This is a genomic window from Stenotrophomonas sp. GD03680, assembly GCF_029844625.1.
In the GTDB taxonomy this organism is placed as follows: domain Bacteria; phylum Pseudomonadota; class Gammaproteobacteria; order Xanthomonadales; family Xanthomonadaceae; genus Stenotrophomonas; species Stenotrophomonas maltophilia_P.
This window is the reverse complement of the sequence record NZ_JAOCKC010000004.1, coordinates 87,445-111,457: the sequence shown is the minus strand read 5'-3', so window position 1 is coordinate 111,457 and position 24,013 is coordinate 87,445. Positions and strand designations below refer to the sequence as shown.

Annotated in this window: 22 protein-coding genes and 2 tRNA genes; 12 read left to right on the top strand and 12 right to left on the bottom strand. The window is 66.6% G+C overall.

The annotated features are described in order from the left end of the window. Nucleotides 1–30: 30 nt before the first annotated feature. Genes N5J29_RS06710 through yidD form a run of 3 tightly spaced genes read right to left on the bottom strand, consistent with a single transcriptional unit; the run spans nucleotide 31 to nucleotide 2,478 of the window. Complete coding sequence (locus N5J29_RS06710; protein ID WP_065181928.1) at nucleotides 31–876, bottom strand: M23 family metallopeptidase; 846 nt, start codon at nucleotides 874–876, stop codon at nucleotides 31–33. Continuing rightward, complete coding sequence (locus tag N5J29_RS06705) at nucleotides 876–2,222, bottom strand: dihydroorotase (RefSeq protein ID WP_053519682.1); 1,347 nt, start codon at nucleotides 2,220–2,222, stop codon at nucleotides 876–878. The genes N5J29_RS06710 and N5J29_RS06705 overlap by 1 nt, the downstream gene beginning before the upstream one ends. A 1-nt stretch (nucleotide 2,223) precedes the next feature. Beyond that, nucleotides 2,224–2,478: a membrane protein insertion efficiency factor YidD gene (gene yidD / locus N5J29_RS06700; RefSeq protein ID WP_053519683.1), complete on the bottom strand. Its 255-nt coding sequence runs from the start codon at nucleotides 2,476–2,478 to the stop codon at nucleotides 2,224–2,226. Nucleotides 2,479–2,750: 272 nt separating this feature from the next. Between yidD and dksA the strand changes: the two genes are divergently transcribed. Beyond that, nucleotides 2,751–3,968 carry an RNA polymerase-binding protein DksA gene (gene dksA / locus N5J29_RS06695; protein WP_128989529.1) on the top strand — a complete coding sequence of 406 codons (1,218 nt, stop codon included), beginning with the start codon at nucleotides 2,751–2,753 and terminating at the stop codon, nucleotides 3,966–3,968. Between the two features lie 541 nt (nucleotides 3,969–4,509). Here the strand turns inward: dksA and N5J29_RS06690 are convergent. The 3 genes from N5J29_RS06690 to cysS are packed head-to-tail and all read right to left on the bottom strand — an operon-like array spanning nucleotide 4,510 to nucleotide 7,618. After that, on the bottom strand, nucleotides 4,510–5,757 hold the full coding sequence (locus N5J29_RS06690; RefSeq protein WP_164150573.1) for an MFS transporter: 1,248 nt from the start codon (nucleotides 5,755–5,757) through the stop codon (nucleotides 4,510–4,512). Continuing rightward, nucleotides 5,754–6,206 carry a SufE family protein gene (locus N5J29_RS06685; protein ID WP_053519686.1) on the bottom strand — a complete coding sequence of 151 codons (453 nt, stop codon included), beginning with the start codon at nucleotides 6,204–6,206 and terminating at the stop codon, nucleotides 5,754–5,756. The genes N5J29_RS06690 and N5J29_RS06685 overlap by 4 nt, the downstream gene beginning before the upstream one ends. Nucleotides 6,207–6,241: 35 nt before the next feature. Beyond that, nucleotides 6,242–7,618, bottom strand: a complete 1,377-nt coding sequence (cysS, locus tag N5J29_RS06680; RefSeq protein ID WP_164150571.1) for a cysteine--tRNA ligase — start codon at nucleotides 7,616–7,618, stop codon at nucleotides 6,242–6,244. Between the two features lie 187 nt (nucleotides 7,619–7,805). Between cysS and N5J29_RS06675 the strand changes: the two genes are divergently transcribed. From N5J29_RS06675 to N5J29_RS06625, 11 genes are all read left to right on the top strand, one after another. Further along, nucleotides 7,806–8,375, top strand: a complete 570-nt coding sequence (locus N5J29_RS06675) for a hypothetical protein (RefSeq protein ID WP_193396139.1) — start codon at nucleotides 7,806–7,808, stop codon at nucleotides 8,373–8,375. A 319-nt stretch (nucleotides 8,376–8,694) separates the two neighbouring features. Further along, nucleotides 8,695–9,705, top strand: a complete 1,011-nt coding sequence (locus tag N5J29_RS06670; protein ID WP_053519689.1) for an N-acetylornithine carbamoyltransferase — start codon at nucleotides 8,695–8,697, stop codon at nucleotides 9,703–9,705. A 60-nt stretch (nucleotides 9,706–9,765) separates the two neighbouring features. Further along, a complete protein-coding gene (locus tag N5J29_RS06665; RefSeq protein ID WP_053519690.1) occupies nucleotides 9,766–10,962 on the top strand; it encodes an argininosuccinate synthase in 1,197 nt (398 codons plus the stop codon). An 85-nt stretch (nucleotides 10,963–11,047) separates the two neighbouring features. Then, on the top strand, nucleotides 11,048–12,136 hold the full coding sequence (locus N5J29_RS06660; protein ID WP_053519691.1) for an acetylornithine deacetylase: 1,089 nt from the start codon (nucleotides 11,048–11,050) through the stop codon (nucleotides 12,134–12,136). A gap of 75 nt (nucleotides 12,137–12,211) precedes the next feature. Then, nucleotides 12,212–13,540: an acetylglutamate kinase gene (locus tag N5J29_RS06655; RefSeq protein ID WP_053519692.1), complete on the top strand. Its 1,329-nt coding sequence runs from the start codon at nucleotides 12,212–12,214 to the stop codon at nucleotides 13,538–13,540. A gap of 3 nt (nucleotides 13,541–13,543) precedes the next feature. Continuing rightward, the gene (locus N5J29_RS06650; RefSeq protein WP_065175501.1) at nucleotides 13,544–14,146 is read left to right on the top strand and encodes a GNAT family protein; all 603 of its coding nucleotides are present in this window, start codon (nucleotides 13,544–13,546) and stop codon (nucleotides 14,144–14,146) included. Continuing rightward, nucleotides 14,143–15,096: an N-acetyl-gamma-glutamyl-phosphate reductase gene (gene argC / locus N5J29_RS06645; protein WP_065181934.1), complete on the top strand. Its 954-nt coding sequence runs from the start codon at nucleotides 14,143–14,145 to the stop codon at nucleotides 15,094–15,096. The genes N5J29_RS06650 and argC overlap by 4 nt, the downstream gene beginning before the upstream one ends. Before the next feature lie 19 nt (nucleotides 15,097–15,115). Next, nucleotides 15,116–16,411 carry an argininosuccinate lyase gene (gene argH / locus N5J29_RS06640; RefSeq protein ID WP_065181935.1) on the top strand — a complete coding sequence of 432 codons (1,296 nt, stop codon included), beginning with the start codon at nucleotides 15,116–15,118 and terminating at the stop codon, nucleotides 16,409–16,411. Further along, on the top strand, nucleotides 16,411–16,674 hold the full coding sequence (locus N5J29_RS06635; RefSeq protein ID WP_065181936.1) for a YciI family protein: 264 nt from the start codon (nucleotides 16,411–16,413) through the stop codon (nucleotides 16,672–16,674). Before argH ends, N5J29_RS06635 begins: the two co-directional genes overlap by 1 nt. Before the next feature lie 10 nt (nucleotides 16,675–16,684). Continuing rightward, nucleotides 16,685–17,842, top strand: a complete 1,158-nt coding sequence (proB, locus tag N5J29_RS06630; RefSeq protein ID WP_053519697.1) for a glutamate 5-kinase — start codon at nucleotides 16,685–16,687, stop codon at nucleotides 17,840–17,842. Further along, on the top strand, nucleotides 17,839–19,110 hold the full coding sequence (locus N5J29_RS06625) for a glutamate-5-semialdehyde dehydrogenase (RefSeq protein WP_164150569.1): 1,272 nt from the start codon (nucleotides 17,839–17,841) through the stop codon (nucleotides 19,108–19,110). The genes proB and N5J29_RS06625 overlap by 4 nt, the downstream gene beginning before the upstream one ends. 37 nt (nucleotides 19,111–19,147) lie before the next feature. Here the strand turns inward: N5J29_RS06625 and N5J29_RS06620 are convergent, their stop codons facing one another. The 6 genes from N5J29_RS06620 to N5J29_RS06595 form a co-directional block, all read right to left on the bottom strand. Continuing rightward, nucleotides 19,148–20,353: an MFS transporter gene (locus N5J29_RS06620; RefSeq protein ID WP_053519699.1), complete on the bottom strand. Its 1,206-nt coding sequence runs from the start codon at nucleotides 20,351–20,353 to the stop codon at nucleotides 19,148–19,150. Between the two features lie 263 nt (nucleotides 20,354–20,616). Continuing rightward, a tRNA-Pro gene (locus tag N5J29_RS06615) sits at nucleotides 20,617–20,693 on the bottom strand. A 140-nt stretch (nucleotides 20,694–20,833) separates the two neighbouring features. Next, nucleotides 20,834–20,910: transfer RNA gene (locus N5J29_RS06610), tRNA-Pro, on the bottom strand. Nucleotides 20,911–20,965: 55 nt separating this feature from the next. Further along, a complete protein-coding gene (gene cydX, locus N5J29_RS06605; protein WP_053520342.1) occupies nucleotides 20,966–21,082 on the bottom strand; it encodes a cytochrome bd-I oxidase subunit CydX in 117 nt (38 codons plus the stop codon). A gap of 27 nt (nucleotides 21,083–21,109) precedes the next feature. Further along, on the bottom strand, nucleotides 21,110–22,261 hold the full coding sequence (gene cydB, locus N5J29_RS06600; RefSeq protein ID WP_053520343.1) for a cytochrome d ubiquinol oxidase subunit II: 1,152 nt from the start codon (nucleotides 22,259–22,261) through the stop codon (nucleotides 21,110–21,112). A 17-nt stretch (nucleotides 22,262–22,278) separates the two neighbouring features. Then, nucleotides 22,279–23,868: a cytochrome ubiquinol oxidase subunit I gene (locus tag N5J29_RS06595; protein WP_053520344.1), complete on the bottom strand. Its 1,590-nt coding sequence runs from the start codon at nucleotides 23,866–23,868 to the stop codon at nucleotides 22,279–22,281. Between the last annotated feature and the right edge of the window lie 145 nt (nucleotides 23,869–24,013).

Here is a 24,013-nt window from a genome sequence, read left to right as displayed (position 1 = left end):
CGGGCCATGCCCGGCGAGGGTGCACGCGGGTTACTTCCGCTCCAGCACCAGTAGCGGATCGATGCGGGTGTCGAACCAGTTCATGCCCCAGTGCAGGTGTGGGCCGGTGGCACGGCCGGTGGCGCCGACTGCGGCGATCACCTGGCCTTGTTCCACACGGTCGCCAACTTTTACGTCGATGCGCGACAGATGCAGGAAGTTCGAGCTGACGCCGTAGCCATGGTCGATCAGCAGCGTGCCACCGGTCAGGTACAGGTCGGGGCCGGCAAAGGTGACCACCCCGGCGGCAGGTGCCTTCACCGGGGTGCCGGTGGGTACCGCGATGTCCATGCCGGAATGGCCGGCACCGGGCTGGCCGTTGTAGACGCGGGCATTGCCGAAGCGGCCGCTGATGCGGCCCTGCACCGGCCAGATGAAGGTCTGGGTGAAGTCGGTGCGGTCATCGTCGCGGGCACGCGCGGCGGTTACCTGTGCCTGCTCGCGCTTGATCCGTTCGGCAATGGCGGGCGGAGGATTGACCGTCTTCGGCGGTACACCGTTGACCCGTTCGGTCGGCCAGTCGCGCGGCGTCACCGAGATGGTGGCCGTTTCGCTGCCGCCGTCCGGGCGCTGCACCTGCACGCGCAGCGGCCCCTTTTCATCGCGGCCGATACCGAACACCACGCTGCCGTAACCGCTCACGCGCAGCGAGCGGCCGGCATACTGCACGCGGCTGCCGGCGGGAACCTTGCCGATCACCAGCGCGCCTTGCGACGCACTGGCAGGAAACACCACGCGGCTGTCGATCAGGCTGCCGATGCCATCCTGGGCCTGTGCCGCAGATACGGCCCAGAGGGGGGCGGCAACCAGCACCCCCAGCATGAGGAACCCACGCATCAGCGGTCGTAGGTCAAGCGCTGGCCGGCCGGCTCGCCCACCAGCGTGCTGCCGTCCCACACCCGCTGGCCGTTGACCCAGGTGGAGGCGATGCGCGACCGGAAGGTCGTGCCTTCAAACGGCGACCAGCCGCACTTGGAGAGCACGTCCTCGCGCTTGACCGTGAACGGCACGTCTTCCACCAGCACGAGATCGGCGAAATAGCCTTCGCGCAGGAAGCCGCGCTGCTCCACGTCGAACAGCTGGGCCGGGGCATGCGCGAATTTCTGCACCACCTGCTCACGGGTCAGTTTGCCCTCGTGCACGCGCTCCAGTGCGGCCACCAGCGCGTACTGCACCAGCGGCAGGCCGGACGGCGCCTGCGCATAGGGCTTCTGCTTCTCCTCCCAGGTGTGCGGGGCATGGTCGGTGGCCAGCACGTCCAGCACGTCGTCGGCCAGCGCGGCGGTGATCGCCTCGCGGTCGGCCACGTCCTTGATGGCCGGATTGCACTTGATCAGGTTGCCCTTGGTGGCGTAATCCGGGCGGGCGAAGTGCAGGAAGTGCACGCAGGTTTCGGCGGTGATCTGCTTGCGGCTGCCATCGGCCCGGATCAGCGGGCCCTTCTCGAACAGTGCCAGTTCGTCGGCGGTGGAGATATGCAGGACGTGCAGGCGGGTGCCGTGCTTGCGTGCCAGCGACAGCGCCAGCCGCGTCGACTTGATGCACGCTTCGCGCGAACGGATGTCCGGGTGCATGTCCGGGGTCAGCGCGTCGCCGTATTTTTCCTGGAAGGCTTTCAGGTTGGCATCGATCATCGGCGTGTCTTCACAGTGCGTGATGATCGGGGTCGGACATTCGCGGAAGATCGCGTCCAGTGTTTCCGGGTTGTCCACCAGCATGTTGCCGGTGGACGCGCCCATGAACACTTTCACGCCCGGCGCCTTCTTCGGATCGAGCTGGCGGATGGCCTCAAGATTGTCGTTGCTGGCCCCGTGGTAGAAGCCGTAGTTGGCCCAGGCGCGGCCACGCGCCAGTTCGTACTTGGCTTCCAGGATGGTGGAGTCCAGCGTCGGCGGATTGGTGTTGGGCATGTCCATGAAGCTGGTCAGGCCACCGGCCACGGCCGCTGCCGATTCACTGGCGATATCGCCCTTGTGGGTCAGGCCCGGCTCGCGGAAGTGCACCTGGTCGTCGATCATGCCGGGCAACAGCCAGCGGCCGGCGGCGTCCACCACTTGCTCGCCCTCGCGCGGCGCCAGCCCGGTGCCGATCTGCGCGATGCGACCGTTCTCGATGCGCAGGTCGCCGTCGAAGGTGCGGCCTTCATTGACCATGCGGGCATTGGTGATGAGCGTGGAGGACATGTCAGTGTTTTCCTGTGCAACGGCATGAAGGGGTGTCGGTGCGTTCGGGCACGAGGTCGACACCGCCGGGGTGGAAGGGGTGGCAGCGGCCGAGCCGGCGCGCGGCCAGCCAGCTGCCGCGCAGCGGGCCATGCAGGGAGATGGCTTCCATCGCGTATTCAGAACAGCTGGGCACGAAACGGCAGCGTGGCCCCAGCAGGGGGCTGATGAAGCGCTTGTAGAAGCGCAGCAGGGCAATGAGCAGGCGCGAGATCACCCAGTCATCTTATGCCAGTTGGCATGAAGGCCGCATTTGTGCAGGATGGGCCGTTGGTCGCATGTCGCCGATGGCCTGCGACCGGTACCGGCACCTTCGGGTGCCGGCCAGGTTCCGTACCGCGCGAGGCGGTCCGTGTTCGTCGGACTGCCCCTTGGGGGCCTTGACTCCAGGACTGAATGGAGCGGGGCTGTCGAGGTTGCTGCTGCGGGTCGGGTAGGCTATAAAGGCCCGCTTTCCCGGGCCCCGGGGAATCCAAGGAAGAGCGTTTCGTGGCTGCTAAAAAAACTGCAAAGAAGGCCGCAAAGGCCGCCAAGAAAACCGCCAAGCCTGTTGTGAAGAAGTTGGCGGCAAAGCCCGTTGTCAAGAAGCCGGCGGCCAAGCCGGCGACCAAGGCAGCGTCCTCGCAACCGGCGGCCAGGAAGGCCACCGCGAAAAAAACGCCGGCCAAGGCAAGCAAAGCGGCCGTCAAGAAGGCCGCTGCGCCGGTCAAGGCCAAACCTGCTGCTGCCAGCAAGAAGGCGCCGGCAGTGAAAAAGGCCGCCAGCAAGGCGGTGCCGGTCAAGAAGGCTGCTGCCAAACCGGCTGCGAAGAAGCCGGCAGCCAAGCCGGCGCCGAAGGCGGCGGTGAAAAAGCCGGTTGCACCGCCAGCGGCAAAGAAGGCCGCGGCGCTCAAGCCGGCGGCCAAGCCTGCCGCTGTAAAGAAGGTCACCAAGAATATCGCCACGCCGGCTGCCAAGCCGGCACCGGCCCCCGTAGTGAAGTCCGCACCGAAGCCTGCCGCAACGCAGGCTCCGGCCAAGCCTGTCCCGGCCAAGACCGCGGCAGGTGCTGCAGCCAAACCGGCACCCAAGCCGGCCTCGGCCGCTGCACCTTCCGCGTCGACCGCCCCGCAATCCAAGAATCCCGTGCCCGTTTCGAAATCGCCTGCCAAAACCGCCGTGAAATCCGATCCCGCTCCGAAGACCGTGTCGCGCCCTGTCGGCAAGGTCGCCGTGGCCGTCGCCGCCCGCTCGGCCGCCCCGGCCCCGCGCAGCAAGTACAAGGTCGTCGAGTACAAGACCGACGAGGCCACCGGCCGCCCGATCCTGCCGGCCGGTTACAAGCCGTCGTCGGAAGAGGAATACATGAGCCCGCTGCAGCAGGAGTACTTCCGCCAGCGCCTGCAGAACTGGCGCGCGGACCTGGTGGAGGAGTCCAAGCAGACCATCGAGAATCTGCGCGAGGAAGTGCGTGACATCGGCGACGAGGCCGAGCGTGCGACCCGTGAGACCGAGAACTCGCTGGAGCTGCGCACCCGCGACCGCTACCGCAAGCTGATCGGCAAGATCGACAGCACGCTCAAGCGCCTGGAAGCCGGTGATTACGGCTACTGCGTGGACACGGGTGAAGAGATCGGTCTGGAGCGCCTGGAAGCCCGTCTCACGGCCGAGCGCACCATCGACGCCCAGGAGCGTTGGGAACACCTGCAGAAGCAGCAGGGCGACTGATTCCCGGTCGTTGTCTGGTCATGCAGAAAACCCGGCCTTGGCCGGGTTTTTTGTTGGGTTCACGTTGGCTGTGTAGAGCAGCGCCTTCCGGGTATCAGGTGGAGCCCGCGGGTGTAAGCTCGGCCGCGGCATCCATGCCGCGGACGGTCCTGCCCGGCCCCACCGACAGGCTCTCGACGCATCCCTGCGTGCGCGGCCGATGTAGAGCCGAGCCCACGCTCGGCTCAGGCCGAAGCCGGAGGGCAAGGAATAGCAAAAGCAAAAGCAAAAGCAGCCAAGCATGGCTTGGCTCTACCAGGAGCGGTCATGCGTGCGCTCGCGGCTGTTGGGTCCGCCTTGTAGCGAGCCGAGCACCGCAGGGCACTGGCGCGCAGCGCCGGCTCGCGGATGGCGGCGTGTTTCTTTGGTGACTTTCTTTGCACGAGCAAAGAAAGTTACACCCCGCCGCGGTCGCGGAAGAAGCCCGCCGGGCGCGGCCCGGCGCAACCGCTGCGTGGGCGCACGGAAATGCGCAGCCGAGCATGGGCTCGGCTCTACAGGTTCACTGCAGGTCGCGAAGATTCAACTTCCGCAGCGTCGGGTTCTTCCATGCCGTGATGCCGGCCACGCTCAGCACCGCGAAGCCCCCCAGCACCACTGCCGGTACCAGGCCCAGCAGTCGTGCCATCGTGCCGGCATAGAAGGCGCCCAGTTCGTTGGACGAACTGATGAAGATGCCGTTGATCGACGATACCCGCCCACGCATTTCCTCGGGCGTCGCCAGCTGCAGGATGGTCGAGCGGACCACCACCGACACGCCATCGAAGGCGCCGTAGAACAGCAGGATCAGCGCTGACAGCCAGAAGTGCTGCGACAGCCCGAAACCGATCACGCACAGCCCGAAGCCCGCGACCGCAGACAACAGCACCCGGCCGGCGTTGCGGTGCAGGGGGTGCCGGGCAAGCCACAGGCCCACGCCGATCGAGCCCAGAGCGGGCGCAGCGCGCAGGATGCCCAGCCCTTCGGGTCCATGGTGCAGGATCTCATGCAGGAAGGCGGGCAGCATTGCCACCACACCGCCCAGCAGCACCGAGAACATGTCCAGCGCCATCGCGCCGACCATGATGCGGTTGCCGACCACGAAGCGCGCACCTTCAGCGATGCTCTGGAAGAGCGGTGCTGCGGGGCCGCTGTGCACCGGTTCCTCCACCTTCAGCGTGGCCAGGCAGGCCACTGCCACCAGCGCGAAGGCCGTCGCCACGCCATAGGACAGCCCCTTGCCTCCCAGGCCGACCAGTACGCCGCCCAGCGCCGGACCCACCACCATGCCGGCCTGGAACACCACGGCGCCCAGTCCCGCACCGCGTGCGAACTGCTCGCGCGCCAGCACGCGGGCGAACAATGCATTGTAGATCGGCGAAAGAAAGGCACGGACCATGCCGGTCAGTGCGATCGCCGCATAGATCGGCCATACGCCGTGGAACGGCAGCCAGCCCTTGGCCACGCTGGTCAGTACCAGTGCGGTGGCGATCAGGCCGGAGCAGGCGACCATTCCCAGCTTGCGCCGTGGTAGATGGTCGACCAGATAGCCGGCGAACGGGGCCACGCAGAAGAACGGCAGCACTTCGGCCAGACCGATCAGGCCCAGCGAGAACGGATTGCGGGTAACTTCGTAGATGTGCCAGCCGACGGTGACGGCCACCACCTGGTAGGACAACATGGCGAAGATGCGGTAGGCCAGCAGCTTGGCGAAGCCCGGCCGGGCCAGCAGGCCCAGCGCCGTGTCTTCGGCCGGGGCGGTCCCGCTCACGGGTGTCCGCGCTGCAGCTGGGCCTGCGCCGTCTCGCGGATGAAGGCCAGCATCGCTGCGACGCCGTTGCTGCGGGTCGGCGAAAGATGGCGGGCCAGGCCGATGTCCTGGATGTAGCTCGGCTGCGTGTCCAGGATTTCCTGTGCCGAGCGCCCGGAATAGACACGCAGGGCCAGGAAGATCAGGCCGGAGACGATCGCCGAATCACTGATGGCGTGGAAGCGCAGCGACTGCGCATTGCCTTCCGGAACGATCCAGACCATCGACTGGCAGCCGAGCAGGCGGTGTTCTTCGGTCTTCCACTCTTCGGGGAAGGCCGGCAGCTTGCGGCCGAGGTCGATCAGGTACTGGTAGCGCTCGGACCAGTCGCCGAAGAAGCCGAATTCCTCGGCGATGGCGGCCTGGGCCTCGGCGGTGGTGGGTTCAAGCGGAAACGGGGAGTCGATCACTGCAATCTCTTCGGTGGGGGCGTGGCGGGCGCGGATCAGCCGCGCTTGCGCGACCAGCGCACGCCCTGCGGGGTGTCTTCCAGCACGATGCCTTCGGCGGCCAGCTGGTCGCGGATGGCGTCGGAGCGGGCGAAGTCACGCGCCTTCTTGGCGGCGGCGCGTTCATCGATGAGGCCCTGGATGCGCGCATCCTCGCCATCATCGTGGGCAACGGTGCCGAACCACTGCGCCGGGTCGGCCTGCAGCAGGCCCAGCGCCAGGCCCGCACCGAGCAGCTCGCCTTTCAGGCGCGCCTGTTCGGCCGGCTCGATGGCGCGGCGTGCTTCGGCGGCGATGCGCGCCAGTTCGGCCAGTGCCTGCGGCGTGTTGAGGTCGTCATCCAGGGTTGCCTCGATCGTGGCCGGGATCACCGCCACGGCCGGAACCGCGGCGAGCTCGCGCAGGGTGCCGTAGAGGCGGTCCAGCGTGCGCACCGACTGTTCGATCAGCGCGTCGGACCAGTCCAGCGGCTGCCGGTAGTGGGCCGACAGCAGGGCCAGGCGCAGCGCTTCCGGCGGGTGCTGGCGCACCAGGTCGTGCACGCGTTCGATGTTGCCCAGCGACTTGCTCATCTTGGCACCGCCGAAATTGAGCATGCCGTTGTGCAGCCAGAAGCGGGCGAAGATCTTTCCGCCATGGGCGCATTCGCTCTGCGCGATTTCGTTCTCGTGGTGCGGGAACTGCAGGTCGACACCACCGGCATGGATGTCGATGGTCTCGCCCAGATGGGCGGCAGCCATCGCCGAGCATTCGATGTGCCAGCCGGGGCGGCCACGGCCCCACGGCGACGCCCAGCCCGGCAGGTCGTCGGTGGACGGCTTCCACAGCACGAAATCGCCTGGATCGCGCTTGTACGGCGCGACATCGACGCGGGCGCCGGCCAGCATTTCTTCCGGGTCGCGGCGGGAGAGCTTGCCGTAGCCATCGAAGCTGGCCACGGCGAACAGCACGTGGCCCTCGGCGGCATAGGCATGACCGTTGGCGATGAGCTGCTCGATCATGGTGATGATCTGCGGCATGTGCGCGGTCACTTCCGGTTCGATGTCCGGCGGCACCACGCCCAGCGCGGCCATGTCCTCGCGGTAGGCGGCGGCGAAACGGTCGGTGATGGTGCTGATCGGCACCCCCTGTTCGCGCGCGGCCGTGTTGATCTTGTCATCCACGTCGGTGATGTTGCGAGCGTAGCGCAGGGCGCCGAAACGCCGCCGCAGCAGGTCGGCCAGCACGCCGAACAACACCGGCCCACGGGCATTGCCGATGTGCACGTAGTTGTAGACCGTCGGGCCGCACACATACAGGGTCGGACAGGCCGGGTCGAGCGGAATGAACGGTTCGAGCTGGCGTGTCAGGTTGTTGTGCAGGCGCAGGGTCATGGGGGTGTGGCTGGGGGACAAGCCTGCGATTTTAGAACGTGTCGGCCCCCTTTGGGGCGACCGCCTGCCACCGGTGGACCCGGGGGCCACCCAAGTGGGGTGGGCAGGAGCGGCGCGGACGGGTAATGTTCAGCCCCTTGCGCTCGTCACTGCCTACACTATTGCCGTGTCCTTGCTCCCGTCGCCAATGAAATCCACCGCGTTGCTGACCCTGGCCTGGCTGTCGGCGTTGCCGGCCGTGGCTCTGGCCCAGGAGGGGGAGCCCCGCAACCGGGTGGTGATCGTGGAGAACGTGAAGTTCGACTACGCCCAGGTGCTGAACGTCGAGCCGGTGTTCCAGACCCTGCGCGCGACCCGGACCGAGGAGCACTGCGAGCCGGTGTCGACCCGGACCCTGGCCCCGGTGAACGTCACCGGCGAGGAGCCGACGGAGGACAAGGGCCGGATCAGCCGCTTCTGGGACTCGGTGCGCTCGATGTTCAAGCGCAGCGACGAGGAGGCGGTGGACGAGACCGCAGCCGAGGCGCCCACCGCGCCCACCGGTCCCACCAACAACGGGCCGATGCTGACCCGCGACTGCCGGATCGTTCCCGTCGGGCGCGAGTTCCGTCGGCCCATCGCCTACGACGTGGATTACGTCTACAGGGGCACCAAGTACCGCTCGCGCCTGCCGGAAGACCCTGGCAACCGGCTCAAGGTCCGGGTCTCGATCACGCCCTGGGTCGGCCCGGAGCAGGGCACCGCCAGCAATCCCTGATTCTGGGACCCCGGCCCCTTGCGCCGGCGCCGGCCGCGTGCAAAGATGCCCGGCCATGAAGCTCACCGACTTCCAGCACGACAGCAGCGCAGCCCGACAGGCGTCGGGTATGACCTCGCGTGCCCGTCGACCGGAACCCCACATTCTCGCTGGGTAACCGGAGCTTTTTGCTGTTCGTCCGATAGAAACCCAGCCCGCCGGCTGGGTTTTTTCGTTTCCGCTTCCTGAAAGCTTCAACTGCAACGATTTCACCCCACCTTTGGTTTCCGCATTTCCCTTCCACCGCGTCGAACCTGACGCCGCCACGCAAGGAAAGATGATGTCCCCCAAGCACTTCCTGAACACCCAGGACTGGAGCCGCAGCGAGCTTGATGCGCTGCTGACCCAGGCAGCGCTGTTCAAGCGCAACAAGCTCGGCGACCAGCTCAAGGGCAAGTCGATCGCGCTGGTGTTCTTCAATCCGTCGATGCGCACCCGCACCAGCTTCGAGCTGGGCGCGTTCCAGCTGGGTGCGCACGCGGTGGTGCTGCAACCGGGCAAGGATGCGTGGCCGATCGAGTTCAACCTCGGTACGGTGATGGACGGCGATACCGAAGAACATATCGCCGAAGTGGCCAAGGTGCTGGGCCGCTACTGCGACATCATCGCCGTGCGCGCGTTCCCGAAGTTCGTGGACTGGGCCTATGACCGCCAGGACATCGTGCTCAACAGCTTCGCCAGGTATTCGCCGGTGCCGGTGATCAACATGGAGACCATCACCCACCCGTGCCAGGAACTGGCTCACGTGATGGCGCTGCAGGAGCACTTCGGCACCCAGGACCTGCGCGGCAAGAAGTACGTGCTGACCTGGACCTATCATCCCAAGCCGCTGAATACCGCCGTGGCCAACTCGGCGCTGACCATCGCCACCCGCATGGGCATGGACGTGACCCTGCTGTGCCCGACCGCCGACTACATTCTCGACGACCGCTACATGGGCTGGGCCGAGCAGAACGTGGCCGAGAGCGGCGGTTCGCTGAAGATCAGCCATGACATCGACAGCGCCTACGCCGGTGCCGATGTGGTCTACGCCAAGAGCTGGGGCGCGCTGCCGTTCTTCGGCAACTGGGAGCCGGAAAAGCCGATCCGCGACCAGTTCAAGCACTTCATCGTCGACGAACGCAAGATGGCACTGACCAACAACGGTGTCTTCAGCCACTGCCTGCCGCTGCGTCGCAACGTGAAGGCGACCGACGCGGTGATGGACTCGCCGCAGTGCATCGCCATCAACGAGGCCGAGAACCGCCTGCACGTACAGAAGGCGATCATGGCGGCGGTTGCCGGGCGCTGATTCTTTCCCATACAAAAACCCCGCCGGGCATGGCCCGGCGCTACCAGGACATTACCCCCCATGAGCAACAAAGACGTCGTTCTCGCCTTCTCCGGTGGCCTCGATACCAGCTTCTGCGTGCCGTACCTGCAGGAGCGCGGCTACAACGTGCATACCGTGTTCGCCGACACCGGCGGCGTGGATGATGAAGAGCGTGATTTCATCGAGAAGCGTGCCGCCGAGCTGGGCGTGACCAGCCATGTCACCGTCAACGGTGGCCCGGCCATCTGGGAGGGCTTCGTCAAGCCGTTCGTGTGGGCGGGCGAGGGCTACCAGGGCCAGTACCCGCTGCTGGTCTCGGACCGCTACCTGATCGTCGATGCCGCGCTGAAGCGTGCCGCCGAGCTGGGCACCAACATCATCGCCCACGGCTGCACCGGCATGGGCAACGACCAGGTCCGCTTCGATCTGGCGGTGAAGGCGCTGGGCGACTACCAGATCATCGCGCCGATCCGCGAGATCCAGAAGGAGCACACCCAGACCCGCGCCTACGAACAGAAGTACCTGGAAGAGCGTGGTTTCGGCGTGCGCGCCAAGCAGCAGGCCTACACCATCAATGAGAACCTGCTGGGCGTGACCATGTCCGGTGGCGAGATCGACCGCTGGGAAGCTCCGGGCGAGGGCGCACGTGGCTGGTGCTCGCCGCGCAGTGAATGGCCGGAACAGGCGCTGACCGTCACCCTGAAGTTCGTCGAGGGCGAAGCGGTCGAGCTCGACGGCAAGGCATTGCCGGGCGACCAGATCCTGGCACAGCTCAACAAGCTGTTCGCTCCCTACGGCGTGGGCCGTGGCGTGTACACCGGCGACACCGTGATCGGCCTGAAGGGCCGCATCGTGTTCGAGGCCCCTGGCCTGGTTTCGCTGCTGGCCGCCCACCGCGCGCTGGAAGACGCGGTGTTGACCAAGCAGCAGAACCGCTTCAAGCCGGACGTGGCGCGCAAGTGGGTGGAGCTGGTCTACGAAGGCTTCTATCACGACCCGCTGAAGACCGACATCGAAGCGTTCCTGAAGTCCTCGCAGGCCAAGGTCAACGGCGAAGTGGTACTGGAGACCCGTGGCGGGCGCGTGGACGCGGTGGCGGTGAAGTCGCCGCATCTGCTCAACACCAAGGGCGCCACCTATGCGCAGTCGGCCGACTGGGGCGTGGAAGAGGCGGAAGGCTTCATCAAGCTGTTCGGCATGAGCTCCACGCTGTACGCGCAGGTCAATCGCGGTTGACCGCGATTGCGCTGGGGCGCTCCAGCAGAGGCGATACGGTAGCGCCGGGCCATGCCCGGCGGAATTTCACAGGAACTGTTGATTCATGCTTGAACAGACACTCGATCACCTGCAGGCCCTGGTGTCCTTCGACACCCGCAACCCGCCGCGCGCGATCAGCACCGCTGGCATCTTCGATTACCTGCGCGCCAACCTGCCGGGTTTCACCGTTGAAGTGATCGATCACGGGGCCGGTGCGGTCAGCCTGTATGCCGTGCGCGGCACACCGAAGTACCTGTTCAACGTGCATCTGGACACGGTGCCGGATTCGCCACACTGGACTGCCGACCCGCACGTGATGCGCCGCCTGGACGATCGTGTGGTCGGCCTGGGCGTGTGTGACATCAAGGGCGCTGCGGCGGCGCTGGTGGCTGCGGCCAATGCCAGTGACGGCGACGCCGCGTTCCTGTTCTCCAGCGACGAGGAAGCCAACGATCCACGCTGCATCGCCGCGTTCCTGGCCCGTGGCATTGCCTATGACGCGGTGCTGGTGGCCGAGCCGACCATGAGCGAGGCCGTGCTCGCGCACCGTGGCATCAGCTCGGTGCTGATGCAGTTCGCCGGCCGTGCGGGCCATGCGTCCGGCAGGCAGGATGCCGCCGCCAGTGCGCTGCACCAGGCGATGCGCTGGGGCAATCGGGCCCTGGATCATGTGGATTCCCTTGCATCTGCACGCTTCGGTGGCCTGACCGGCCTGCGTTTCAACATCGGGCGCGTCGAAGGCGGGATCAAGGCCAACATGATCGCACCGGCAGCCGAAGTGCGTTTCGGCTTCCGCCCCTTGCCCTCGATGGACATCGATGCGCTGCTGGCGACCTTCGCGGGTCTTGCCGAACCGGAAGCCGCGCTGTTCACCGAAACCTTCCGTGGCCCCAGCCTCCCGGCCGGTGACATCGCCGAAGCCGAGAACCGCCGTCTGCTGGCGCGTGACGTGGCCGATGCGCTGGAGCTGCCGATCGGCAACGCGGTGGACTTCTGGACCGAGGCCTCGCTGTTCTCCGCGGCAGGCTATACCACGCTGGTGTTCGGCCCCGGCGACATTGCCCAGGCCCACACGGCCGATGAGTTCGTGACGCTGGAGCAGCTGCAACGCTATACCGACGCCGTGCACCGCATCATCGGCGCCGGCGCCTGATCAACCCCACAACGCCGCCACGCCCCGGCATGGTGGAACTGCAACGCGGCGACCGCCGCCCGTGACGAAACCGAAATGTCTCCTGCCCTCCAGCCCCACCGCCAGACCCGCCAGACCATCGTGCGCCTGCTGTCCAGCATGGCCAGCGCGAAGGAGATCAGCCAGTACCTCAAGCGCTTCTCGCAGCTGGACGCCAAGCGCTTCGCCGTGGTCAAGGTCGGTGGCGCCGTGCTGCGCGACGATCTTGAAGCGCTGACTTCCTCGCTGTCCTTCCTGCAGGAAGTCGGGCTGACCCCGATCGTGCTGCACGGTGCCGGCCCTCAGCTGGACGCCGAGCTGTCCGCTGCTGGCATCGAGAAGCAGACCGTCAACGGCCTGCGCGTGACCTCGCCGGAAGCATTGGCGATCGTGCGCCGGGTGTTCCAGCAATCCAACCTGCGCCTTGTCGAAGCCCTGCAGCAGAATGGAGCGCGTGCCACCTCGATCACCGGTGGCGTGTTCGAGGCCGAGTACCTGGACGTGGACACCTACGGCCTGGTCGGTGAAGTGAAGAAGGTCAACCTGGCGCCGATCGAAGCCAGCCTGCGCGCCGGATCGATCCCGGTCATCACCAGCCTGGGTGAGACCGCCGGCGGACAGATCCTGAACGTCAATGCCGACTTTGCCGCCAACGAACTGGTGCAGGAACTGCAGCCGTACAAGATCATCTTCCTGACCGGTACCGGTGGCCTGCTGGACGAGGCGGGCAACGTCATCGATTCGATCAACCTGTCCACCGAGTACGACCACCTGATCGCACAGCCGTGGATCCACGGCGGCATGAAGGTCAAGATCGAACAGATCAAGGATCTGCTCGATCGCTTGCCGCTGGAATCGTCGGTGTCGATCACCCGCCCGGCCGATCTGGCCAAGGAACTGTTCACCCACAAGGGCTCAGGCACGCTGGTGCGCAAGGGCGAGAAGGTGCTGCGCGCGGCCACGTGGGACGAGTTGGATCTGCCACGCCTGAAGGGCCTGATCGAATCCAGCTTCGGCCGCACCCTGGTGCCGGACTACTTCCAGAAGACCAGGCTGCTGCGCGCGTACGTCAGCGAGAACTATCGGACGGCCGTCATCCTGACCAACGAGGCCGAAGGTGTCTATCTGGACAAGTTCGCCGTGCTCGATGATGCGCAGGGCGAGGGCCTGGGGCGTGCGGTCTGGAACGTGATGCTGGAGGAAACGCCTCAGCTGTTCTGGCGCTCGCGTCACGGCAATCCGATCAACCACTTCTACTACGCCGAATCCGACGGCTGCTACAAGCAGGACCAGTGGAAGGTGTTCTGGTTCGGTGCCGATGGCATCGACCGCATCCGCACCTATGTCGATCACTGCGCTGCACGCGCACCGAGCCTGCAGGGCTGAACGATGACCGTCACCGACACCTGGGCGACGGTGCCGACCCTGCGCGGCCAGCATGTGACGCTGCAGCCCTTGCAGCAGGGACACGTGGACGGCCTGCGTGCCGCGCTGGAGGGCAGCGGACTGGACCGGCTCTGGTACACCCAGGTGCCGGCGCCGGCACAGGCAGGCGCCTACGTACAGGCCGCACTGCAGGCGCAGGCGGAGGGCAGGGTGCTGCCCTTCGTCATCCGTGATGCCGCTGGCGACATCGTCGGCAGCACCCGCTTCTATGACCTGGATGCCGCCGTGCCCAGGCTCAGTCTCGGCTATACCTGGTATGCACCGCGCGCGCAGCGTACCGGTGCCAATACCGAGGCCAAGCTGTTGCTGCTGCAGCATGCCTTCGAAGTCATGGGCTGCATCAGCGTGGTGCTGGAAACCAGCTGGTTCAACACCACCTCGCGCACCGCCATCGCCCGCTTGGGGGCCAAGCAGGATGGCGTGCTGCGCAACCACAAGCGGCATGCCGACGGCACGCCGCGCGACACCGTCATCTTTTCCATCATCGATGCGGAATGGCAGGGCGTGAAGCGCCACCTGCAGTACCGTCTGGACAGCCACGCATGAACGATTCGATTTTCTCCCTGGGCATCATCGGTGCCCGCGGCCATACCGGTGCCGAACTGATCAAGCTCGTTGCCGCGCATCCGCGCCTGCGCCTGGCGTTCGTATCGTCGCGCGAACGTGCAGGGCAGCGCCTGTCTGACCATCACCCGGAAGTGCAGGGTGACCTGCGCTACGAGAACCTCGACGCCGAGGCGGTGGCGGCCAAGGGCGTGGACGCGGTGATCCTGGCGCTGCCCAATGGCCTGGCCGCACCGTTCGTGGCCGCGCTTGAAAGCGCCCGGCCCGATACGGTGATCGTGGACCTGTCGGCCGATTACCGCTTCGACCACAGCTGGTACTACGGTCTGCCGGAGCTGACCCGGGGTCGCTACACCGGGCAGAAGCACATCAGCAATCCTGGCTGCTACGCCACCGCGATGCAGCTGGCGATCCATCCGCTGCTGGACCTGCTGGCCGGGCCGCCGCAGTGCTTCGGCGTGTCCGGCTACTCCGGTGCGGGCACCACGCCCTCCGACAAGAACAACGTCGAGCTGCTGGCCGACAACCTGATGCCGTACGCGCTGACCAACCACGTGCACGAGCGCGAGGTGTCGGTGCAGCTGGGGGTGGCAGTGGAGTTCATGCCGCATGTGGCGCCCCATTTCCGCGGCATCACCCTGACCGCCAATCTGTGGTTGAACCGCGCACAGACGCGCGAGCAGATCGTCGAGCGTTTCCAGCAGGCCTATGCCGGCGAAGCACTCATCGAGGTGGTGGATGACGCGCCGTGGGTCAGCCGCATCGCCGGCCGCCACGGTGCCCAGATCGGTGGCTTCACCCTGGCCCCGGGTGGCAAGCGGGTAGTGGTGGTGGCGACCCTGGACAACCTGCTGAAGGGCGCGGCCACCCAGGCCATGCAGAATCTCAACCTTGCGCTGGGCATCGACGAACTGACGTCGATCCCGCACTGAACCCGCATCCGGAGCCCCCATGGCAGACCTTCTTTGGCAGAAACCCGGCGTCGCTGTCGACGCCCAGATCCAGACCTTCCTCGCCGGCGATGACGTAATCCTCGACCGTGAGTTCTTCCTGCATGACATCGCGGCCAGCGCCGCGCATGCACAGGGCCTGCAGCACATCGGCATCCTCGCCGCCAGCGAGCTGGAGGGCCTGCTGCGCGAGCTGGAGGTGCTGGCAGACGACTTCCGCGCAGGCCGTTTCGTGCTGGATACGCGCTATGAAGACGGTCACTCGGCGATCGAAGCGCGCCTGACCGAGCGGTTGGGTGATGCCGGCCGCAAGATCCACACCGGTCGCAGCCGCAATGACCAGATCCTGGTCGCCACGCGCCTGTGGCTGAAGGAAAAGCTGCAGCGCGTCGCCCAGCTCAGCGCCGAGGTGGCCAAGGTCGCGCTCGACCGCGCTCAGGCGGAAAAGGACCTGCCGGTGCCGGGCTATACGCACATCCAGCGAGCCGTCGTGTCCTCGGCGGGCATGTGGTGGGCCGGCTGGGCGGAAGCCTTCATCGACAATGCCATCCGTGCACGTGACACCCATGCGCTGGTCGATGCCAACCCGCTGGGTACCGCCGCCGGGTATGGCGTGAACCTGCCGCTGGACCGTGAACACACCACGGCTGCGCTCGGTTTCGCGCGCATGCAGGTATCACCGATCTATGCACAGCTGTCGCGCGGCAAGTTCGAGCTGGCCGCCCTGGAGGCGCTGGGTGGCGCTACCCTGGACCTGCGTCGCATCGCCTGGGACCTGTCGCTGTTCACCAGCGCCGAATTCGGCTTCGTCGCACTGCCGGCGCAGTACACCACCGGCAGCTCGATCATGCCGAACAAGCGCAACCCCGATGTGATCGAACTGATGCGTGCCACCCACGCCAGCGTTGCTGCGGCGCGCACCGAAATCGAACAGCTGCTGTCGCTGCCGTCCGGCTACCATCGTGATCTGCAGTCGTCCAAGGGGGCCATCTTCCACGGCTTCGGTCGCGGCCTGGCCGCGCTGGAACTGCTGCCGGCGCTGCTGGCCAATCTGGAATGGCGCGAGGACAGGCTGCGCGCGGCGATCGACTCCGGCATGTATGCCACCGACGTCGCGGTCGAGGCCGCCGTGGCCGGCGTGCCGTTCCGCGACGCCTACAAGGCCGCCGCGGCAGGTGCCGACAGCGCAGGGCAGGGACGCACGCCGGAGGGCAGCCTGGCCGCGCGTGTCTCGCCGGGTTCGGCATCGGACCTGCGCCTGGATGAGCTGCGCGCGCGCTGGCAGGCGCTGTCCTGATGGCGGGCACCGTCTATCTGGTCCTGGCCATGCGCCGGCCCGGCTTCAGTGCCGCCGCTGTGCAGCCGCATCTGGATTTCCTCGATGGACTGCGTGCGCAGGGCCAACTGCAGCTCACCGGTGGTTTCGCCGACGGCAGCGGCGGTGCCTACGTGCTGTGCAACGTGGAGAGCCTCGCACAGGCGCAGGCCATCGTCGCCACGGATCCGCTGGTGACGATGCAGGCCTCCGAGCTGACCGTGCACGAATGGAATACGCGCTGAGAGCCCGGCCATGACCCCGCACGCCGCCCCCGTCGCTTCGCCGTTTCCCGAACAGGCGCTGCCGCCATGGCGACGTGCCGTACTGAAGGTGGGCAGCAGCCTGCTCGCTGCCGATGGAGGCGGCCTGTCGCCACGCCACGCGCTTGGCCTGGCCCAGTTCGTCTCGGCCAATGTGCTGGCTGGCCGCGAAGTGGTGATCGTCTCGTCGGGCGCGGTCGCCGCCGGCCGCGCGATCCTGCCGCGTGCCGATGCGCCGGGCGCTGCGATGGCCGCGCGGCAGGCACTGGCTGCGCTTGGCCAGGCGCAGCTGATCGGCCTGTGGCAGCGCTTCTTCGAGCGCCCGGTCGCGCAGGTGCTGCTGACCCACGACGACCTGCGCAACCGCCGCCGCTACCTCAACGCCCGCGCCACCCTCACCGAACTGCTGCGGCTGGGTGCGCTGCCGGTGGTGAACGAGAACGACACCGTCTCGGTGGATGAACTCAAGCTCGGCGACAACGACAACCTGGCCGCGACCGTGGCGGCGCTGGTCGATGCCGACGCATTGTTCATCGCCACCGACATCGATGGCCTGTACAGCGCCGATCCGCGCACCGTGGCCGACGCACGGCCGCTGCACGATGTGCCGGAACTGGGCCCGGACGTGCTGGCGATGGCCGGCGGCGCCGGCTCGCGCGCGGGCACCGGGGGCATGCGTACCAAGCTGGAGGCCGCAGCCAAGGCCGGCCGGCTGGGTATCGAAACCTATCTGTTCAACGGCCGCAGCGGCGAGGTGGTGCGCGCGCTGGCGCAGGATCGCCTGTTCGGCACCCGGATCCATGCCGCACGCAGCCGTGAAGCGGCGCGCAAGCACTGGCTGCGCCATGCCCCCCTGGCCGATGGCGCGATCGTGATCGACGCGGGCGCGGCGCAGGCGATGCGTGAGAAGGGCGCCTCGCTGCTGCCCGGTGGCATCACCGGTGCCGACGGTGATTTCCGCCGGGGCGACATGGTGCAGGTGTGCTGGAACACCGCCGAAGGGCGGGTCTGCGTTGCCCGTGGTGTCAGCCAGTACGCGGCTGACGACGTGCGCCGCATCGCTGGCCGCCATTCGCGCGACATCCAGGCCGTACTGGGCTACAACTATGGGGGCAGCGTCGTCCATCGTGACGATCTGGTGCTGCCATGACCGGACCGCAGGACACCCCGATGAGTGACATCCAAGCACAGGCACGCGCCTGCCGTGACGCGGCCCAGGCGGTTGCAGGCCTCGACAGCGAAGCGCGGCGCGCGCTGCTGCAGGCCATGGCACAGGCACTGGAAGTGAATGCCGGCCAGATCCTGGCCGGCAATGCACGCGACCTGGCCGCCGCGCGCGACAAGGGCGTCGGCAGTGCCATGCTGGACCGGCTGGCACTGGACCCGCCGCGTCTGCTGGCGATGGCCGACGCGGTGCGTGAGGTTGCCGCGTTGCCCGATCCGGTCGGGCAGGTGACCCGCAACGACGTCCGCCCCAATGGCATCCGCGTGCAGAAAGTGCGGGTGCCGCTGGGCGTGATCGCGATGATCTACGAGGCGCGCCCGAACGTGACCGCCGAAGCGGCCGCACTGTGCCTGAAGGCAGGCAACGGCGTGATCCTGCGTGGGGGCTCCGAGGCGATCCATTCCAATACCGCCATTGCCCAGGCATTGGCCGGTGCGTTGCAGGCCAACGGTGTTCCCCCCGCAGCGGTGACTGTACTGACCGACCTGCGGCGTGAGGCGATGCTGGAGCTGCTGCAGCTGCACGAGCTGATCGACCTGGCGATTCCGCGGGGCGGCGAAGGCCTGATCCGCTTTGTCGCCGAACACGCGCGCGTACCGGTGATCAAGCACTACAAGGGCGTCTGCCATCTGTTCGTGGATGCCAGCGCCGATCTCGACCAGGCCATCGGCCTGCTGGTCGATGGCAAGTGCAGCCGGCCGGCCGCATGCAATTCACTGGAGACGCTGCTGGTGCATCGGCGCGTGGCGGCGGAGTTCCTGCCACGCGTGGCGCAGTCGCTTGGCGAACGGGGCGTACAACTGCGCGCGGATGCCCACGCGCGTCCGTTGCTGCCGGGCAGCACCGAGGCGACCGACGAGGACTACGCAGCCGAATTCCTCGATCTGGTTTTGGCCGTGCGCGTCGTCGATGATCTCGATGCGGCAATCGCGCATATCCGCCGCTATACCTCCGATCACACCGAAGTGATCGCGACCACCGATGCCGTCAATGCCGAGCGGTTCGTCAATGCGCTGCGCTCGGCGGTGGTGATGGTCAACGCGTCCTCGCGCTTTTCGGACGGCGGCCAGCTTGGGCTGGGCAGCGAGATCGGCATCTCCACCACGCGCCTGCATGCCTATGGTCCGATGGGGCTGGAGGCACTGACGGTCGAGCGCTTCGTGGTCCGCGGCGAGGGTCAGACGCGGGTCTGACCCGGCAGCCGCCAGGCCTGCGCCGGCGGCGAGCCGTTTACCAGAGGTCTTCCAGCTTTCGCGGCTTGCAGGCCACCCACGATGCGCACAGCATCAGCGTGGCGCAGCCGAACAGGAAGCCGAACGGCAGCGTCCAGCCGTTGCTGACGGTATGCAGCCAACCGACCAGGAACGGACCCAGGCAGCTGAAGCTGTAACCCACGCCCTGCATGAAGCCGGACAGCGCGGCGGAACCGGTCGGGGTACGCGTGCGCAGGTTGATCAGGGTCAGCGCCAGCGGGAAGGTCGAGGGGCCCACGCCGAGCAGGCAGGCCCACAGCAGCGGCGCCTTCATGGGGGCCAGCAGCAGGCCGGCAAAGGCGATCACGAATGACGAATAGCCGATCAGGACCAGCGGGAACGGATTCTGCAGGCGCACCGCCATCGACGGAATGACCAGCGACGGCAACAGGCCCAGCGCCGAGAACACCGCCACCATCACCCCACCGAACGCAGGTGTGGCGCCGGCTTCGACCACGATGCGCGGCAGCCAGGTGAACATCGAATAGGTCATCAGCGATGTCATGCCGAACATCAGCGTCATGCTCCAGCCCAACGAGGTGCGCCAGACCTTGCCGTGAGGCTGCGCGGTGGGATCGGCAGCGTCGGCCTGCGGCTTCGGCGCGCGCCTGGCCAGTACCAGCCACGGCAGCGCGGCGGCCAATGCCAGCAATGCCCACATGCCCAGCGATACGCGCCAGCCGGCCGCGCTGGCCACCGGCACCGCCAGCAGTGCCGGCAGCATGGTGCCCAGCTGCAGCACGCTGATGTAGAGCGTGCTCATGGTGCCGACCTTGTTGGCGAAGTAGCGCTTCACCAGCGGCGGCACCACCACGTTGCCGATGCCCATTCCAGCCAGCGCGACGACCGCGCCCAGCAGCAGGGTGCCGACGTTGCCGGCGCTGGAGCGCAGCAGCAGGCCTGCCGTGGCCAGGATCATCGCCAGCAGGGTGGTGCGCTCCAGGCCCAGGCGCCGGGCCACGGCCGGCGTGGCCACGCCGAACAGCGCGAACGAGGCGGTCGGCAGCATGCCCAGTACGCCGGTCATGGTGGTGCCGAATCCGAACTGCTGGCCCAGTACGTCCAGCAGCGGGGTGATCGAGGTGACGGCAGTGCGCAGGTTGACCGCCGCCAGCAGGATGGCGGCGAATGCCAGAACGCGGCCGTGCAGCAGCGACGGCGATTCGGATGAGGAGGAGCTCATGGTGGTCCTTGCAGGTGTCGCACGCCGCCACAGTGGCGTGCAGCGCCGGCATCGGTCTACGCCGACGCGGCAGGTGGGGGAGTGGACATCATTGTACGTGGCTGGCGGGGCGAGGTCCCGTCGGCGCAATCTGTCGCTATCGGCACCTTCCGGCACGCTGCGGCGCGCCTCTCCGGCGTTGCGTCCGGCGGGTCGCTGGACGGCAGACACAAAAAAACCCGGAGGACGATGGCGTCTTCCAGGCTTCTTGGTGACCACCGGAGTGGTCGGGGAGACAGGATTCGAACCTGCGACCTCTACGTCCCGAACGTAGCGCTCTACCAGACTGAGCTACACCCCGAAGGGAGCCGCCTATTCTAGCCATTCACCCCGATGGCGGCAAGGGGTGAACGCCGTTTCCTTCACGCTGCCGGGGCAGCGGCTCTTCAGGGAACAAAAAAGCCTGGACGACTTCACCAGGCTTCAATGCGACCACCGAAGTGGTCGGGGAGACAGGATTCGAACCTGCGACCTCTACGTCCCGAACGTAGCGCTCTACCAGACTGAGCTACACCCCGAAGGAGCCGCCTAAGATACCGTGTGAAGGCCTGGGCGGCAAGGTTTTTTTACATTTCAGCGACGATTCTCTGTGTCGATGCGGTTCTGTTCGCGGGCTTCGAACCACATGCCGTTGAGGATGGCGACCGTCGAGGCGAGGCCGGCGCCGAGGATCCAGGCGAAATACCACATGTTCGGTTCTCCTTGGGAGGCAGGGGATCAGTAGGCGTTGGGGTTGCTGCCCATTTCATCGCTGGTGGTCTTGCCCTTGAGCACGCGGTACACCCAGGTGGTGTAAGCGAGGATGATCGGCAGGAACACCACCGTGGCCAGCAGCATGATCCACAGGGTCAGATGGCTGGACGAGGCATCCCACACGGTCAGGCTGGAGGTGGGCTGGCTGGATGACGGCAGCAGGAACGGGAAGATCGCGAAGCCGACGGTCAGGATGATGCCGGCGATGGCTGCGCCGGAGGCGATGAAGGCCAGGCCGCCGCGACGGGCACGCAGCAGCACCGCGCTGGCGAGCAGGCCAAGCAGGCCGACCAGCGGCGCCAGCAGGGTCGCCGGCATGGTGCTGTAGTTGCGCATCCAGCCGCCGGCCGCGCCCAGCTCGGCGCTCTTCAGCAGCGGGTTGGTGGCGCCGTCGGTGATCACCTGCGAGGTGATCTGGTAGCCCGGCAGGCCGAAGGCCACCCAGGCTCCCCCCACCGCGAACAGTGCGAAGGCGATCAGCGCGGCAATGCTGCCAAAGCGTGCCGAGCGTTCAGCCACCGGGCCATCGGTCTTGATCACCAGCATCGCGGCACCGTGGGCCACCAGCATGGAAACGCTGAGCAGGCCGGCCAGCAGCGCGAACGGCATCAGCAGCCCGAAGAACGAGCCGGTGTAGAAGATGCGCATGCTGTCATCGAAGTGGAACGGCACGCCCAGCAGGACGTTGCCCACCGCCACGCCCATGATCAGCGCAGGGATGAAGCCGCCGATGAACAGCGCCCAGTCCCAGGTGTTGCGCCAGCGCTCGCCCGGCATCTTGCTGCGGAACTTGAAGCCGACCGGGCGCAGGATCAGGGCAAACAGGATGACGAACATCGCCAGGTAGAAGCCTGAGAAGCTGACCGCGTACAGCGGCGGCCAGGCGGCGAAGATCGCACCACCACCCAGGATCAGCCACACCTGGTTGCCTTCCCATACCGGGCCGATGGTGTTGATCACCAGCCGGCGCTCGGCGTCGGTGCGGGCCACGAAAGGCAGCAGCGTGCCCACTCCCAGGTCGAAACCATCCATCACCGCGAAGCCGATCAGCAGGATGCCGAGCAGCAGCCACCAGATCACGCGCAGCGTGGTGTAGTCCAGAAGAATGAAATCCATCTTGGTTTTCTCCTGCCTCAGGCCTGGCCGGCGGCCGGCGCTGCGGCATTGTGGGAAGCATGCGGGCGGGGCGACTGCAGCGACGGCAGCACCTCGTCCGGACCCTTGCGGATCGCCTTGAGCATCAGCTTGATCTCGACCACGATCAGTGCGGTGTAGATCGCGGTGAAGCCGGCCAGGGTCAGCACGATCTGGTGCAGGGCCAGGCCCGATGCCGCGTAGAACGTCGGCAGCACGCCATCAACCGCCCAGGGCTGACGGCCGTACTCGGCCACGAACCAGCCGCATTCGATCGCGATCCACGGTGCCGGCAGCGTCCACAGGGCCAGCGTGAGGAACCAGCGCTTGTCCTGGAAGTTGTTGCGGCACGAGTAGTAGAAGGCCAATGCGAAGAAGGCGATCAGGTAGAAGCCCAGGCCCGCCATCACGCGGAAGGTCCAGAACAGCGGCATCACGCGCGGCACGGTATCCATTGCCGCCTGCGAGATCTGTTCGGGGGTGGCGTTGAGGATGTCCTCGCGGTAGCGCTTGAGCAGCAGCCCATGGCCCAGATCCTGCCAGTGGCGGTCGAACATCTCACGGGCTTCGACGTCGTTCTTGTTGGCGCGCAGGCGCTCCAGCGCACCGTAGGCGAGCTGGCCGCCGCGTACGCGGTGCTCGGCGCGCTCCACCAGTTCCAGGATGCCCGGGATCGGCTGGTCCAGCGAACGGGTGGCGATCAGGCCCATCAGGTATGGGATCTTCACCGCATAGTCGTTCTGGTGCGTCTGCTGGTTGGGAATGCCGAAGGCGGTGAAGTCCGCCGGGGCACGCTCGGTCTCCCACATCGCCTCGATCGCGGCCAGCTTCATCTTCTGGTGCTCGCTGGCGGCGTAGCCACTCTCATCGCCCAGCACCACCACCGACAGCGATGACAGCAGGCCGAACGCAGCGGCCACCGCGAACGAACGGCGGGCCAGGTCCTTGTGCTTGTTGCGCAGCAGGAACAGGGCACTGATCGACATCACGAACACCGCGCCGGTCACGTAGCCGGCGCTGACGGTATGCACGAACTTGGCCTGCGCCACCGGGTTGAACACCACGGCCATGAAATCGACCACTTCCATGCGCATGGTTTCCGGGTTGAACACCGCGCCGGTGGGGTTCTGCATCCAGCCGTTGGCGATCAGGATCCACACCGCCGACAGGTTGGTGCCCAGCGCCATCAGCCAGGTGACCGTCAGGTGCTTGACCTTGCTCAGGCGGTTCCAGCCGAAGAAGAACAGGCCGACGAAGGTGGCTTCCAGGAAGAAGGCCATCAGCCCTTCGATCGCCAGCGGCGCACCGAAGATGTCACCCACATAATGGCTGTAGTACGACCAGTTCATGCCGAACTGGAATTCCATGACGATGCCGGTGGCCACGCCCATGGCGAAGTTGATGCCGAACAGCACGCCCCAGAACAGGGTCATCCGGCGCCAGATCTCCTTGCCGGTCATCACGTAGACACTCTCCATGATGGCGACCATGAACGACAGGCCCAGGGTGAGTGGTACGAATAGGAAGTGGTACATCGCGGTCAGCGCGAATTGCAGCCGCGACAGTTCTACGACTGTCTGATCAATCATGGCCTGGCTACCTCGTTGGATAGTGCCGTTGCAGGTGGCGGGAAGGGTGGTCTACGACGTGAATGATGTGACCGACTACTTCAGACAGCCTTGATCCAGATCAATGTATGAACAGGTACGCGAAGAGATCGTATGCGGGCCCTGT